Source organism: Pseudomonas tremae, from assembly GCF_023278125.1.
Taxonomy (GTDB): Bacteria; Pseudomonadota; Gammaproteobacteria; order Pseudomonadales; family Pseudomonadaceae; genus Aquipseudomonas; species Aquipseudomonas tremae.
In genome coordinates, this window is sequence record NZ_CP066270.1 from 4,164,449 (window position 1) to 4,179,849 (window position 15,401).

The 15,401-nt window shown below is 57.2% G+C and carries 10 protein-coding genes and 1 pseudogene; 6 read left to right on the top strand and 5 right to left on the bottom strand.

The features are described 5' to 3' along the window. Nucleotides 1-33: 33 nt before the first annotated feature. From I9H09_RS18820 to I9H09_RS18830, 3 genes are all read right to left on the bottom strand, one after another. On the bottom strand, nucleotides 34-480 hold the full coding sequence (locus tag I9H09_RS18820) for a GNAT family N-acetyltransferase (protein WP_122347134.1): 447 nt from the start codon (nucleotides 478-480) through the stop codon (nucleotides 34-36). A 26-nt stretch (nucleotides 481-506) separates the two neighbouring features. Then, nucleotides 507-1,655, bottom strand: coding sequence for an L-threonine dehydrogenase (yiaY, locus tag I9H09_RS18825; RefSeq protein WP_024691496.1), 1,149 nt, complete (start codon nucleotides 1,653-1,655; stop codon nucleotides 507-509). Between the two features lie 131 nt (nucleotides 1,656-1,786). After that, a complete protein-coding gene (locus tag I9H09_RS18830; RefSeq protein WP_122347135.1) occupies nucleotides 1,787-3,007 on the bottom strand; it encodes a class I SAM-dependent methyltransferase in 1,221 nt (406 codons plus the stop codon). A gap of 295 nt (nucleotides 3,008-3,302) precedes the next feature. Between I9H09_RS18830 and I9H09_RS18835 the strand changes: the two genes are divergently transcribed. Continuing rightward, entirely contained in the window at nucleotides 3,303-4,523 is a 1,221-nt protein-coding gene (locus I9H09_RS18835) for an alpha-xenorhabdolysin family binary toxin subunit A (protein WP_024671703.1), read from the top strand. Continuing rightward, nucleotides 4,520-5,536, top strand: a complete 1,017-nt coding sequence (locus I9H09_RS18840; RefSeq protein ID WP_122347136.1) for an alpha-xenorhabdolysin family binary toxin subunit B — start codon at nucleotides 4,520-4,522, stop codon at nucleotides 5,534-5,536. The genes I9H09_RS18835 and I9H09_RS18840 overlap by 4 nt, the downstream gene beginning before the upstream one ends. Nucleotides 5,537-5,592: 56 nt before the next feature. Here I9H09_RS18840 and I9H09_RS18845 read toward each other — a convergent pair whose 3' ends face one another. Next, the gene (locus tag I9H09_RS18845) at nucleotides 5,593-6,210 is read right to left on the bottom strand and encodes a TPM domain-containing protein (protein WP_122311469.1); all 618 of its coding nucleotides are present in this window, start codon (nucleotides 6,208-6,210) and stop codon (nucleotides 5,593-5,595) included. Between the two features lie 27 nt (nucleotides 6,211-6,237). After that, the gene (locus tag I9H09_RS18850) at nucleotides 6,238-6,930 is read right to left on the bottom strand and encodes a TPM domain-containing protein (protein WP_183130708.1); all 693 of its coding nucleotides are present in this window, start codon (nucleotides 6,928-6,930) and stop codon (nucleotides 6,238-6,240) included. A 319-nt stretch (nucleotides 6,931-7,249) separates the two neighbouring features. Between I9H09_RS18850 and bglX the strand changes: the two genes are divergently transcribed. The 4 genes and pseudogenes from bglX to I9H09_RS18870 all read left to right on the top strand — a co-directional run bounded on the left by bglX (nucleotide 7,250) and on the right by I9H09_RS18870 (nucleotide 15,319). After that, the gene (gene bglX, locus I9H09_RS18855; RefSeq protein ID WP_122347137.1) at nucleotides 7,250-9,547 is read left to right on the top strand and encodes a beta-glucosidase BglX; all 2,298 of its coding nucleotides are present in this window, start codon (nucleotides 7,250-7,252) and stop codon (nucleotides 9,545-9,547) included. 70 nt (nucleotides 9,548-9,617) lie between these two features. After that, nucleotides 9,618-11,378, top strand: a pseudogene (locus tag I9H09_RS18860) (ATP-binding protein). 6 nt (nucleotides 11,379-11,384) lie between these two features. After that, on the top strand, nucleotides 11,385-12,719 hold the full coding sequence (locus tag I9H09_RS18865) for a sigma-54-dependent transcriptional regulator (RefSeq protein ID WP_236502228.1): 1,335 nt from the start codon (nucleotides 11,385-11,387) through the stop codon (nucleotides 12,717-12,719). A 224-nt stretch (nucleotides 12,720-12,943) separates the two neighbouring features. Continuing rightward, nucleotides 12,944-15,319, top strand: a complete 2,376-nt coding sequence (locus I9H09_RS18870; protein WP_122323304.1) for a PAS domain-containing protein — start codon at nucleotides 12,944-12,946, stop codon at nucleotides 15,317-15,319. Nucleotides 15,320-15,401: the final 82 nt, after the last annotated feature.

Sequence of the window (15,401 nt, forward strand, 5' to 3'; positions counted from 1 at the left end):
GGCTTTCGTCAGCCTCTGTTCAGGCATAGGCAATCACGAGATCGCCAGTTCCATCTTGACGCTGTCGATTCCGCGTCCATGTCCATCGGCTTCAATGCCGGTCACGGCGAACCCCAGCGTCGAGTAGAACCCCTGAACGTGCTGGCTGCTATTGATAAAGGCACGCGTGACACCCGGCACTAGCCTCATGGCCTGCAGACGAGCCTGGGTCAGAAACCTGCCCAGTCCACTGCCGTGGCATTCTCTGTGAACCATGCCCCAGGTGAGTTCGGCAACGGAGGGGTCAGACAACACCAGGTAGCCCCCGCACGCCACAACCTCGGCATCACGTTCGACAACAAAGTAGTGCCCCAGCGGAGCCATCAGGAAACTGGAAAATTGCTCGCGCTCTACGGGATCAAAAAAGCGCGGGACGTTGCTGTCAAAAATAGCCAGACAGAGGTCCCGATGAGCGAGGGTGTATGGCCGAAGCATGTCCATGTGCAAGCCTGTTTTTTGGCGATTTATCAAAGTGCCTGACGGAATATATCCTGAATCTGCTCAATATCTGCAGGGCGCGGGTTGGTCAGGCCACAAGCATCTTTCAGGGCGTTGGCGGCGAGCATCGGGAAATCTTCTTCTTTGACCCCCAGCGCGGTCAGGCCCGCAGGAATATCGACAGCGGCGGACAAAGTGCGAATGGCATCGATTGCCGCCTGGGCGCCTTCCTCAGGGGAAAGGCCGCGAATATTATTGCCCATCGCATGCGCGATATCGGTCAGGCGTGCTGCGCTGACGCTCGCATTGAAGCGCTGCACATGAGGCAGCAAAACAGCGTTGCACACGCCATGTGGCAAATCATAAAAGCCGCCCAGTTGATGAGCCATCGCGTGCACATAGCCCAACGACGCATTGTTGAATGCCATGCCGGCGAGGAACTGCGCATAGGCCATGTTTTCCCGTGCTGTGATGTTCTTGCCGTTGGAAACGGCGTCGCGCAGGTTGTTGGCAATCAACGCCACGGCCTGCAATGCGCAGGCGTCGGTGATCGGGTTGGCAGCCGTCGAAACATAGGCTTCGATGGCATGAGTCAGCGCGTCCATGCCGGTGGCTGCCGTCAGCGATTGAGGCATCGCGACCATCATGTTCGGGTCGTTGACCGACAGAAGCGGTGTCACGTTGCGGTCGATAATAGCCATTTTTACGTGACGTACTTCGTCGGTAATGATGCAGAAGCGGGTCATCTCGCTCGCCGTCCCGGCGGTGGTGTTGATGGCAATCAGCGGCAACTGCGGTTTTGCCGAACGGTCGACGCCTTCATAATCGCTGATATGCCCGCCGTTGCTGGCGCACAAGGCGATGCCCTTCGCGCAATCATGGGGCGAGCCGCCGCCCAGAGAAATCACGAAGTCACACTGTTGCTCCTGCAGCATGACCAGGCCGTTTTCCACGTTGGCGATGGTCGGGTTGGGCCTGGCGCCGTCATACACCACCGAGTCGATGCCCTGTTCGACCAGCAAACCGGCGATCTGGCTCGCCACCCCGGCCTTGGCAAGCCCGGCGTCAGTGACGATAAATGCCTTGCGAAAGCCATAGTTGCGTATGGCTAGCATCGCTTCATCGATGCAGCCGGCGCCGATGATATTCACGGAAGGAATGAAAAAGGTGCTGATCATGATGGAAACCTCGAGGGCGACCGGGATGCAGGGGAGTAGCTCAAGCATCCGCCGAACGCGAGGCGCAACCATTGACCCAGAGCAATGAAACGATGATGCACAAGACCGCTGGTCGCTCAGGTTCGAATTTTTCAGCCTAGATAACCATCGGCCTGAAGCAGCGATTCCAGGCACTGCTCGGTGACGCCATAAAACGTTTTGAGTTCCTGAATCCGCGCGAGCAACAGGGCTTGGTTGACTGGCTCGGCACGTTTTACGGCGAGGATCATTTTGTTCTTGTTGGTGTGTTCCAACGAGATGAACTCGAAGACCTTGGTTTCATAACCACAGGCCTCCAGCAACAAGGCCCGCAGGCTGTCAGTGACCATTTCGGCCTGTTGCCCCATGTGCAGACCGTATTGCAGCATGGGTTTCAACAGCGTCGGGCTCTGAATCTGCAAGCGGATCTGTTTGTGACAGCATGGCGAGCACATGATGATGGACGCGCCGGAACGGATGCCCATGTGAATGGCATAGTCTGTTGCGATATCACAGGCGTGCAGCGCGATCATCACATCCAGCGCGCTGGGCGCAACGGTACGCACGTCGCCATGCTGAAACGTCAGGCCAGGGTGTTCAAGACTCGCTGCGGCCTTGTTGCACAATGTGACCATGTCCTCACGCAACTCGACCCCGGTCACTTGCCCATCAGCCTGCAACGTGTTGCACAGGTAGTCGTGGATGGCAAACGTCAGATAGCCCTTGCCTGAGCCGAAGTCGGCGACCTTGATCGGCTGATCCAGCTTGAGCGGCGAGGAGTTCAATGCATGGGAAAACACCTCGATGAACTTGTTGATCTGTTTCCACTTGCGCGACATCGCCGGGATCAGTTCATGCTGGCGGTTGGTCACGCCAAGGTCGGTCAGAAACGGCCGGCTCAATTCCAGATAACGCTTCTTCTCTCGGTCGTGCCCGGCCGAAGGCGCAACGCGCTCCTGCTGAGCCTTGCTCTTGAACAGTGTGGTCTTGCCTTTCTTGCTGTATTCCAGCTGCACTTCGTCGGTAAGCGACAGCAGGTGCGCGTTCTTGAACGACTCGGGTAGCAGACTGGCGATGACGCCCACCGCCTCATCCAGCGGAAAATTTCTGGTGATATCGCGGGTCTTGTAGCGATAGACAAATGACAGGCAAGGCTGCTCCTTGATCGTCAGCGGCTTGACGATGACCCGCTGCAGCTCGGCTTCGCTGCCCACATACTTGGCCAGGACCAGCTTGATGAGCGAGCTCTGCGAGAGGCTGGTGTCCAGCAGGTCGAGGAACTGCGTCCTGTGATCGGCAGCAGCCGTAAGTGTTGCAGGAGTAATGACTGACATTTTAAATGTGCCTCAAGCGTCCCGGCCGGGACTCGAAAAATCAGGAACGTATTTTAGGCGTGTCAGCGGTTGATGGGCACCCTTATTTTTGAAGGACTACACCCCCTGCTCGCCATTACCTACACAACAATGCGAACTGTACATAAACAGTAAAATATTCCCCGACAAACCAACAATATACTGATTGAACAAAACACAAACAGCCTTATAGTCTCCCTGACTGATTGAACACAGTCAGAACATACCTGTGGAGCTTCCTGCTCTACCAGAACAACCCGCACAAGGAACGTGCATTATGTTGAGCCACGCAGAACTACTGGAAAACGAGGACATTGCCAGGGTCACACTAAAACCCCGGGAATACCTGCAGGCCTTACTGAATGATGAAAAAAGCAGCGGTCGCGGTGCCGGGCTTATTCTAACCAAGGAAGATATCCTTAGTATAAAACGCTACGAACGGCACAGCCTTGATCTGCCCACGTCAATGACGCGAGTCGAACAGCAACTGGGTTTTACAAAAAGCGGGATACCTGGCCTGGAGCCCGAAGACCTGCTGATGACGTACCTCGCAACCAACGAGCATGGCCGAAGCTGGAAAGATATCGAGGACAGCATCAAGCTCAGCGGAACCACTATTGATCTATTTGCTGCCACGTTCTCGAATCAGGGTCGACAGATCATCGACGTCATCGACAGCATGAGTATTTCCAAGCGAATAGACCAGAAAGTTGCCAACGTGACCCTCGAGGAAATCCACAACACACCGCTGTTATCATTAAGTAAGGTCGACCAGGACGGCTGTATTGAACTGGCAGAATTTCTGAAAGATCTGGCGTCGAACATAGCGACCCATCAACAGTCTTCAGAACTACTGACTCAGAAAATCGACACCTTCAGCACCCGATTGAGCGTTGACCTCATTCCTGACATCAACGACAAAGTGAACCTGGCAAGCCGCTCTGACGTGGATCAGCAGGTCAAGAATCTGGAAGCAGATCTTGAGCAATTGACTGTCGAGATAGAGCAAAAGAACAAAGAGTACAAAACCGCCGTCAACAATATTGCCTGGGGTATTTTCGGGGGCCCCATCGGGGTCGCGATAACGGGAGGTATCTTCGGCAGTCAGGCGGAAAAAATCCGCAAAGAAAAAAACCGGATGATCAACTTAAAGAACCAGAAAATTCTACTGCTCAAGGAAAAACGTCCACTGGCATCAGCGGTATTCGACTTGCAAAGGCTCTTCCAGGATATGAATTTCCGTATGCTGGATGCGCATAAGGGCGCCACCAACCTTAAAGACCTGTGGACCATGCTGACGGCTTATATAAGCAGCTCCGCCAATGAACTGGCCGAGATCAAGGACAATCATTCACTGCTGAGATTCGCCATAAAATTCAATGCCGTGGTCACACCGTGGGAAGAAATAAACGGCATGACAACCAAGCTGCTGGCCATTTTTGATAGCGCGCTAAATCAATTTCAACGCGAACAGCAATCTACGATTAAAGGGAAATGATCATGAGCACTGAAACCTTGCATGACGCGTTGGTCCTCACCCCACCGGACACTAAAATCATGGCGGCAGCCCATCAGAGTATCAATGTGCAAGTTACCGCTTTGAAGCTGGAATTCCTGCCGGTCATCAAAGAAAAAATGAGGCCTCTACAAACAGCACTTACTAACGCAGACAAGACCTATCGCGAAAAACTGGCCACTGTCACCGTGCAGTTGAACAGCATCAATTTGCACCCGATTGATCTGACACAGCAACAGATCGAGGCAGACAACACACTGAGCGATGAGCAGAAACAGCAAGCATTCAGCGAGCTGAATGAAGAGCGTGCTCATAAGATTTCGAACCTGATAACGGCCGTGCGCAACAGCGCTAAAGCCATCGCCGAGCGCAGTGACGATGTGCTGCAAATCAACCTGACGCTGGACGGCAATCGCCTGCCGCAAATACTGCAGCAACAGATCGACACCTTGACTCAACGTGCAGCCGGGAGGAATGAACGGATGAGTGAAATCGCCGAAGACCGACGCCTGCTCAATGAGACGATTAAAACATTCGAGGCGTATAACCTGGTCGATCGGTTCAAGGAAATACTGCCGACGCCGGAGGAGCTGGAATTAGCCAACCTGCCATCGCCGCACATTGCAGCAGTCTCTGTCGGCATCGCCAGGCTCGGCAAGTTGCTCGACAAGCTCAGCACCGCGCTGACCTATAAAGACCTGACCGAAGAGCGCGACAGATTGAGACTGCGTTATAACGCCCTGCTCGACGAATCGCGCCTTGCGACACAGGAAACCAAAGCGACGCAACTAAAGCTTGATGAGCTGGCCGCGCTGGCGAGCGTAGATCAAAGCAAGATGCTTTGGGTTCAAGAAGTGAAAAAGGTTTATCAATCGCTGTACAGTTTTCTGGACCAAGTCACGCCGAAGGAGTTGCCTTCAGCGTCAATCAGCCAGAATGTCGAACAGTTGAAGGTCTATATAAAATCGTTCTACAGCGTTAGCCGTATTATCTGACACTGGTGGGCACACAGGGTGTCAGGGCTGTATTGATCAGTTCCTGACATCCACTCTCAGCGCAGCACCACCAGCCTGTTGGGCAACTCGTTTTTGCCATGCGTCACCGGAACATGATCGGCGAGCAATTCGCCACAGGCATGGATGCAACCCAAAAACCCCTGCAGAATCTGACCGTCCCTGACCTGTTGAGTAAACACGTCAACCATCGCCTTCCAGGTATCGTCGTGCAAGCGACTGGCAATGCCATGATCAACCAGAATCTCGACATAACGCTCGGCCTCGCTGACAAACACCAGAATGCCGGTCCCGTCGTGGGTCTTGTGCAGGTTTTGCTCAAGAAACTGCCGACGTGCAAGGTTTCCCGCCCTCCAGCGCCGGACCGAGACTGGCACCAGACAAGCAGTCACCTTCGGAATACGGCACACCAGCGCCACAATAATGAATGTACTCATCTGCGCGAGCATCAGTTCGTCCGCGCTCAGCCACTGCAAGCAGTAATTGATTGTCCCCGGCAGCAGCAGGCCAATAAGCCCGGCCCAGATCAGCGGCATGTACGCGTAATCGTCGGCACGAGCAGCCAGCACTGTGACCAGTTCGGCGTCAGTACGCTGTTCAACACGATCAATCGCCTCAGCGACCTGCTTCTGTTCGTCTCTGTTCAACAACGCCATGGTTCCCTCATTCCTGAATCAATCCGATTACCAGTTGCCTGAAGCACCGCCGCCACCGAAGCGCCCGCCGCTGCGCTCGGTAGCTCTGTCACGCGCCGGCCGGGCAGCGGCACCACGCCTGATACTGATGACCACAATCCCCAGTACGATGAGCGTCAGCACGATAGCGATCAGCCAGACCTGATCGCTGTCGACCTGTTCGTCACGACCGGCCACCTGTCCGGCAGGCTCAGGATAGTCAGGTATCTGACCGCCCAGTGCAGCGATCACCGCCTGAGCACCTCGTTCTACCCCGGCAGCCAAATGGCTATCGTCAAATTCGGGCGTCATCAACATGTCGATGATCAGCGAGGTCTGAGCGTCATTGAGGCGGGCCTTCAGTGCGGCGCCGACCTCAATGAACACCTTGCGTTTGTCACGATCGATCAGCAGCAGGACACTGTCATCCTTGCCGTGCAGCCCCATACCCCACGCATCGCCCAGTTGGGCACCAAACTCTTCGATCGTCGCGCCCTGCAGGTCAGCAAGGGTCACCACCACCACGCGCTCTCCCGTCGCCTGTTCATGGGCGCGCAGCAGCCTGGCCAGACGAACCGTCGTCCGGCTGTCGAGCATTTGCGCCGCATCGACCACACTGCCAGTCATCGGCGGAAAAACCAGCGCGGGCTCGTCCGCTCCGGCAATGCCTGCACCACCCACCAGCATCACCACGTACAACATCCATCGTGAAACAGACTTCAAAATCAGACCTCCGGTACTTTTTGAATCCATTGAAACGACACGCCTTAGCCAAAACTCACGTTCCCCGGCATAATCCCTCACTGACTCCGGCTGCCGGTCGATAATCAATCGAACAGGGCGTGTACAAAAATCAAACAATCCGGCATTTTCGTACATACCTTGGGGAGACTTCGGACAGTGAAGCGGATAGAAACTATCCCTGCGCCCAGTCCGAACCATAACGCCAAAGGTCCATAACCCAAAAACTGGCTGTCGGCATTTAACGCGAGTTGCCGACAAAGGCCTTGAGAAAACATTCATGAATAAGCTGTGTTTATTAGGTTTGCTGGTCGGTTTGGCCAGCCAGCCGGTGATGGCCCAGAGTGCTGCCCCTGCTGACAATACAACGCTTCAAGCCAAAAATGCCTTCATCGGCAAACTGATGAAACAAATGACTCTGGACGAAAAGATCGGCCAGTTGCGACTGATCAGTATCAGTTCGGAAATGCCACAGCCGCAAATTCTCAAGGAAATTGCTGCCGGAAGAATCGGTGGCACGTTCAACTCCATTACACGCTCAGAGAACCGTCCGTTGCAGGAAGCTGCCGTCGCCAAGAGCCGGCTGAAAATTCCGATGTTCTTCGCTTACGACGTGATTCACGGGCACCGCACTATTTTTCCGATCAGCCTGGGCATGGCCGCCAGCTGGGACATGGACGCCATAGCGACGATGGGCCGTGTTTCTGCTGTTGAAGCCAGTGCAGACAGTATCGACATGACGTTCGCACCGATGGTCGACATTTCCCGCGATCCACGCTGGGGCCGCAGTTCCGAAGGGTTCGGTGAAGACACCTACCTGGTGTCGCGGATTTCCGACGTAATGGTCAGGTCCTTTCAAGGCAAGAACGTTGCCGCCAATGACAGCATCATGGCCGCAGTCAAGCACTTCGCCCTGTATGGCGCGGTCGAAGGCGGACGTGATTACAACACCGTGGACATGAGCAAGACGCGCATGTACCAGGACTATCTGCCGCCCTACAAAGCCGGTATCAACGCTGGCGCAGGCGGCATAATGGTCTCGCTCAACTCCATCAACGGCATACCCGCAACGGCCAACAAGTGGTTGATGCAGGATCTGCTGCGCAAGGACTGGGGCTTCAAGGGTGTGACCATCAGCGACCACGGCGCGATCAAGGAATTGATCGAACACGGCGTGGCCAAGGATTATCGCGAAGCCGCCAAGCTCGCGATCAAAGCGGGCGTCGATCTGAGCATGAACGACGTTGCCTATGGCGAGCAGTTGCCTGGGCTGGTGAAGGACGGCGAGGTTTCCATGAAGGAAATCGACAGCGCCGTGCGTGAAGTGCTGGGCGCCAAGTACGACATGGGCCTGTTCGCATCGCCCTACGGACGTATCGGCGTTGCTGCCGATGATCCGGCCGACACCTACTCCGATGACCGCCTGCACCGGGCCGAAGCGCGCGATGTTGCACGCAAGACGCTGGTGTTGCTGAAAAACCAGAACGACACGCTGCCACTGAAGAAACAAGGCACCATCGCAGTCATCGGCGGGCTGGCACAGAGTCATCTGGATACGCTGGGCAGCTGGTCGGCAGCGGGCCGGCCCAACCAGTCGGTCACTGTGTACGAGGGGCTGGCCAACGCCGTCGGCGACAAGGCAAAGCTGCTTTATGCACGCGGCGCCAACGTCAGTGACAACGAACACGTCCTCACCTACCTGAACTTCATCGAGAAGGAAGTGGAGATCGATCCGCGTCCGGCTCAGGAAATGATCGACGAAGCCGTCAAGGTTGCCGAACAGGCAGACGTAGTGGTTGCCGTGGTCGGCGAGTCGCGTGGCATGTCCCACGAATCGGCCAGCCGCAGCAGCCTGAACATTCCGGGCAAACAGCGCGATCTGATCAAGGCGCTGAAGGCCACTGGCAAACCGCTCGTGCTGGTGCTGATGAATGGTCGTCCGCTGGTTCTGGTCGACGAGCAGGAACAGGCTGATGCCATGCTGGAAACCTGGTTCCCGGGCACTGAAGGCGGCAACGCAGTAGCTGACGTGCTGTTCGGCGACTACAACCCGTCGGGCAAGCTGGCCATGTCGTTCCCGCGCTCGATCGGCCAATTGCCGATCTATTACGCACACCTGAACACTGGCCGTCCGTATCACGAAGGCAGCCCGGGCAACTACACCTCGCATTACTTCGAGGAGCCTAATGGCCCGCTCTTCCCGTTCGGCTATGGCTTGAGCTACACGCAGTTCGACGTCTCGGACATCAAGCTGTCGGCTGACAGCCTGCCGCGCAAGGGCAAGATCACCGCCAGCGTGACAGTGAAAAACACCGGTAAGGTAGCGGGCGCGACCGTTGTGCAGTTGTACCTGCGTGATGTCGCGGCGTCGATCAGCCGCCCGGTCAAGGAATTGAAGAACTTCGAAAAAGTGATGATCGAGCCGGGGCAGGAAAAAGTCGTTACCTTCACGCTCAGTGAGGACGATTTGAAGTTCTATAACACCGAGCTCAAGTACGCCGCGGAACCCGGCGAATTCAAGGTCATGATCGGCCTGGATTCGCAGACTGTGAAAGAAGCCACCTTCAACCTGTTGTAATGCCAGTCCATGGCGCGTTTGCGAGTGCCCGTTCGCAAACGCGCCAGTGGAGTCCGATCAGGCCACAACAATGACGCTCAAGCCTCGCTTCTGGCGGCTTTCCCTTTACGTAATGCTGATTCTGGCCTGCGCCGCGCTGTCGGCGGGGCTGGCAATGCGTCAGGCTCAGCGTCATGCCTTGTCGGAAGATGCCGTTCGTGCCGGTGGGCAACTGGCACTTTACGCCAACACCCTGCATACCCTTATAGAGCGCTATCGCGCCCTGCCCTCGGTTCTGGCACTGGACCCCGAGATTCGTGCGGCGTTGAGCGACCCAGTGACCGATGAAGTACAGCACGCGCTCAATCTCAAACTGGAAAAAATCAACGCTGCTGCTCATTCATCAACCCTTGAACTGCTCGACAGGCAAGGGCTGGCAATCGGCGCGAGCAATTGGCGGACACCCAGTAGCTACGTCGGCCACAACTAAGGCTTTCGCCCTTACTTCCTGCAGACCCGCGCCAAAGGCACCGGGCGCTTTTACGCGGTCGGCGTGACCACGGGTATTCCGGGTTACTTCCTGTCCAGTGCAGTCACCAACGAAACGGGCGCCTTCCTCGGCGCGATGGTGGTAAAGCTGGAGTTTCCGAACCTTGAGCAGGAGTGGGGTCAAGGCGATGACTTGCTGCTGGTCAGCGACGACAAAGGCATTGTGTTCATCGCCAACAAGCCTGGCTGGCGCTATCGCGAACTGCTGCCCATATCCGTTGAAGACCGCGCAGACCTGCAGCGCACCCGCCAATACGACAAAAACCCGCTATTGCCTTTGCGCAGTCGGGTCATTGACCGGTTTGCCGAAAACAGTCACCTGAGCCGGGTCGAAGGACCGGACGGCACAGCGGATTACCTCTGGCAGTCGCTGCCGCTGCACGACGAAAACTGGACCTTGCACCTGCTGCGCAAGCCTCCGGCATCCAGCGAGGACATCCGCAATGCCGGACTAGCTGCCGCGGGTATCTGGCTGGCATTGGTGTTTCTGAGCCTGTTTCTCTATCAACGCTGGCGACTTGCCCGACTGCGGGAACGCAGCCGCGACGAACTGGAGCGTCAGGTGCAGGAACGCACCCGTGACCTGCAAACGGCACAGGACGGCCTGGTGCAATCGGCCAAGCTCGCCGCACTGGGGCAGATGTCGGCAGCGCTGGCTCACGAAATCAACCAGCCATTGACCGCCCAACGCATGCAGCTGGCGACCCTGCGGCTGCTTCTGGATCAGGGACGGATTGATGAAGCCTGCAAGGCGCTGGTGCCGGTGGACCAGCAGCTGACGCGTATGGCCGCGCTGACCGGTCATTTGAAAACCTTTGCGCGCAAAAGCCCCAGCGGCTTGCGCGAGCGGCTGGATCTGGCCACAGTTGTCGATCAGGCTTTGCTGTTGCTAGACCCGCGCCTGCGTGAGGAGCACATTGACTGCGTGCTGCACCCGACTCGCCCGGCCTGGGTTCGGGGCGATGCAATCCGCCTTGAGCAGGTCTTGATCAATCTGCTGCGCAACGAGCTGGATGCCATGCGCAACAGCCCGTCCAGGCGTCTTGAGGTGCGCATCGACGCCACCGACCACAACCAGTGGCGGCTGAGCGTGAGCGACAGCGGCAGTGGTATCGCGCCTGAAAACCTCGCCAATATCTTCGATCCGTTTTTCACCACCAAACCCGTCGGCGACGGTCTGGGCCTTGGCCTGGCGGTGTCATACGCGATCATTAACGAACTGGGCGGAAAGCTGACCGCGGAAAACCATGCCAATGGTGCGGTGTTCTGGTTCAGCCTACCCAATGACTTCCTGGAGACCTGACCCTGCATGTTGAATTCGGTCATCGTGGTAGACGACGAAGCGCCCATTCGGCAGGCCGTTGAGCAATGGCTGACGCTGTCGGGCTTCGAGGTTCAAGTCTTCGCGCGCGCCGAGGATTGCCTGGCACAGATACCCGAGCACTTTCCCGGCGTGGTGCTGACTGACGTCCGGATGCCCGGCATGGGCGGTCTGGAACTGCTGAATCGGCTGCAAAGCCTGGATCGAGGCCTGCCCGTCGTCCTCCTGACCGGCCATGGCGATGTGCCAATGGCTGTCGAGGCGATGCGTGATGGCGCCTACGATTTTCTGGAAAAACCTTTCAGCCCGGAAACCCTGATCAGCAACCTGCGTCGCGCGCTGGAGAAACGCCAGCTGGTTCTGGAAAACCGTCGCCTGCATGAACAAAGCGACACCCGGACCCGGCTGGACGCCACCCTGCTCGGCGTATCGCCAAGCCTGCAGACGTTGCGCCGTCAGGTGCTGGAGCTGTCGCAACTGCCGGTCAACGTGATCATTCGTGGCGAAACCGGCAGCAGCAAAGAACTGGTTGCCCGTTGTCTGCACGATTTCGGGCCGCGTGCCGACAAACCGTTCGTTGCCCTCAACTGCGCGGCCATCCCCGAACACTTGTTCGAAGCCGAGCTGTTCGGGCACGAAAGCGGCGCATTCACTGGCGCACAGGGCAAGCGCATCGGCCGTCTGGAGTATGCCGACGGTGGCACTGTTTTTCTTGACGAGATAGAAAGCATGCCGATGGCCCAACAGGTCAAACTGCTGCGCGTTCTTCAGGACAAACGCCTTGAGCGGCTGGGTTCGAACCAGAGTATCCAGGTCGATCTGCGGATCATCGCGGCAACCAAACCGGACCTGCTCGAGGAGGCGCGTGCCGGACGGTTCAGGGAAGATCTGGCCTATCGCCTGAACGTCGCCGAGCTGCACCTGCCGCCGCTGCGCGATCGCCGTGAAGATATCCCGCAGCTGTTCATTCATTTCACCAGAACCGCCGCCGAGCGCCTCGGACGGCAAGCGCCAGTCCTGGATGCCGAGCGCCTGAGCCAGTTGCTCAGCCACGACTGGCCCGGCAATGTACGTGAGCTGGCCAACGCCGCAGAGCGCCAGGCACTGGGCCTGGAGTTGAGCCCGCCGGAGTCTGCCACTCAGTCGCCGGGGCAATCTCTGGCTGCGCGCCAGGAAGCCTTCGAAGCGCAATGCCTGCGCGCGTCGCTGACCCGTCACAAAGGTGATATCAAGGCGGTGCTCAATGAGTTGCAACTGCCGCGTCGCACGCTCAACGAGAAGATGCAACGGCATGCGTTGGTGCGGGAAATGTTTCTGGGTTGAAAGCGTTGAACATTCCGCCTGGCATCTTCAGGCGGTAACCGAACATTTCACGCGGCACCATGTCTGCATACTGTCGCGACCAAATGAGGGCGTGATGGCTGGATACATGAATGGCATAATGACATTATGCCAGCATTGGCTATTCAGCTCACTTGGGCAGTACGAAAGATGGGGCATTTTCTACCGTGAGCATACCCCTCGACCTCCCACTGGGGGGCGGCGAAATGGGCCGGCTTATCCGAGACACAGACTGGTCGACGTCTGCGCTGGGACCGAAGCAAGCGTGGCCTGCGGCACTGCTGTCCGCAATGAACCTGATGCTCAGTTGCCCGGACAGCATGTACCTGCTCTGGGGGCCGGATTTTACCCTGTTCTTCAATGACGCTTATTGCCAGGTCTTGCCCGTCACTGCGCAAGCAGCGCAAGGCCGTCCCATCGCTGCGATCTGGGGCGATGCCTGGGAAGCCGTGCGCCCGCTGGCCGAGCAGGCGCTTGCCGGAAACAGTTGTCGGTCGGACAATATCCGCCGCGCCATTGTTCGAAACGGAAGGACTGAACAGACATGGTGGTCGCTGTCATACTCGCCCCTTTACGGTGATACCGGCCAGATAGAGGGCATCTTCTGTCGTGTCAACGAAACCACCTCGCAGGTGCTTGCCGAAGTCAGACAGTCCGAGAGCGAAGCGTTCACCAATCGGGTGCTGTCGAGCATCAATGACTGCATCAAGGTGCTTGATCTCGACGCGCGTCTGACCTTCATGAGTGAAGGCGGACAACGGGTGATGGAGGTCAGTGATTTCAACGCGATTGTCGGCTGTCCATGGCCTGATTTCTGGCAGGACCAGGGCAATCTGGACGCCATTGCTGCAGTGGAAGCAGCGCGAGCGGGTCAGAACGCCAGCTTCACGGGCTCGGCGCAGACCATAAAGGGCACCACCAAATGGTGGCATGTGCAGGTCAGCCCTATTTTCGGCAAGGATGGCAAACCAGAGAAAATCCTCTGCGTATCCCGTGACATGACGCAGCTCAGAGACGCTGAAGAAGCTCTGCTATCGCTCAACGAAACGCTTGAACAGCGAGTGGTTGAGCGCACCCAGGATCGTGACCGTATCTGGCGCCTGTCCACCGACCTGATGCTAGTGGCGCAATTCGACGGCATTATCTCGGCAGTCAATCCGGCCTGGACTCAGGCACTGGGCTGGTCGGAAGAACAATTGCTCGACAGTCAGTTTCTGGCACTGGTGCATCCCGATGATGTGCAAAGCACCCTGGCGGCCATGAGCGGGCTGGAAAGCGGCCAGACCATCCCGCACTTCAAGAATCGCTACCGCCATATGGACGGTTCATACCGGACCATTTCCTGGACCGCAGTGCCGGACAAGCAATTCATCCATGCCGTCGGCCGCGACATTCAGGCCGAAGAAGAAGCCAACCGGGCGTTGCAGCTTTCTCAGGAAGCGCTGCATCAAGCGCAGAAACTCGAAGCCATCGGGCAACTGACCGGTGGTGTCGCGCATGACTTCAACAACCTGCTGACGGTTATTCGCTCTTGCAGCGACTTGCTGAAATCCCAGAACCTTGAAGAAGCCCGACGCACGAAATACGTCGAAGCCATCTCCAGCACAGTGGATCGCGCCGCGCGTCTGACCGGCCAGTTGCTGGCGTTTGCGCGCCGTCAGGCATTGCAACCGGAAGTGTTCGATGTCTGCAAAAGCGTGGAGCGCATTGGCGAGATGATGGACACACTCACCGGCGCGCGCATTCAGGTAGACATCGACCTGCCCGCCGGACCGTGCTTTATCTTCGCCGACGGCAGCCAGTTCGACACCGCGCTGGTCAATATGGTGGTCAACGCCAGGGACGCTATGTCAGGTTCGGGCCGGCTCACGATCAAGGTCGAATGCGCCGCCTGCGATTCTGCCGACCTGGCCCCGTCGCTCAGCGATGGCAATTATGTAACCGTGTCGCTGACAGACACCGGCGCCGGTATCGCCAAGGATAAACTCGGCCTGATTTTCGAGCCCTTCTACACCACCAAGAGCGTTGGCCAGGGCACAGGCCTGGGCCTGTCGCAGGTTTTCGGTTTCGCCAAACAGTCGGGCGGCGAAGTATTGGTCGAGAGCGAACTGGGCAGCGGAAGCCGTTTTACATTGTGTCTGCCCAGCGCCCGGAATCATGAAGTCATTGCCGAGGACAAAAACTGTGCCCTCGCGGCGTTGCCCGGTTTGTGCGTGCTGATGGTCGAAGACAATCAGGACATCGGCACTTACACCCGCCCGATGCTGGAGCAACTGGGCTTTCAGGTACTTTGGGTGACGAGTGCCCGTGAGGCATTGCATGAACTTTCCGGCAACCCCGAAAACTTTCACGTGGTGTTCTCGGATATCGCCATGCCAGGCATGAGCGGCCTGGAGCTTTACGCCGAAATCGAAGCACGCTATCCGTGGATGCCGGTTGTCCTGACAACAGGCTACAGCACTGAATTTGCGACCATCGCCCAAGACGAGACACAGCGTTTCGACCTGCTGCAGAAGCCCTACTCCAGGGAAGACCTGGCCGCGCTGCTGCACAAGGCAGTGAGTCGCAGCGGGGAATACTGAGGGTGTGTATTCGTATGAATCCAGGCACTCACGGCGCATAAAACCAAGACAACATCGGCTGCCTTGATTCAGAATCACGCAA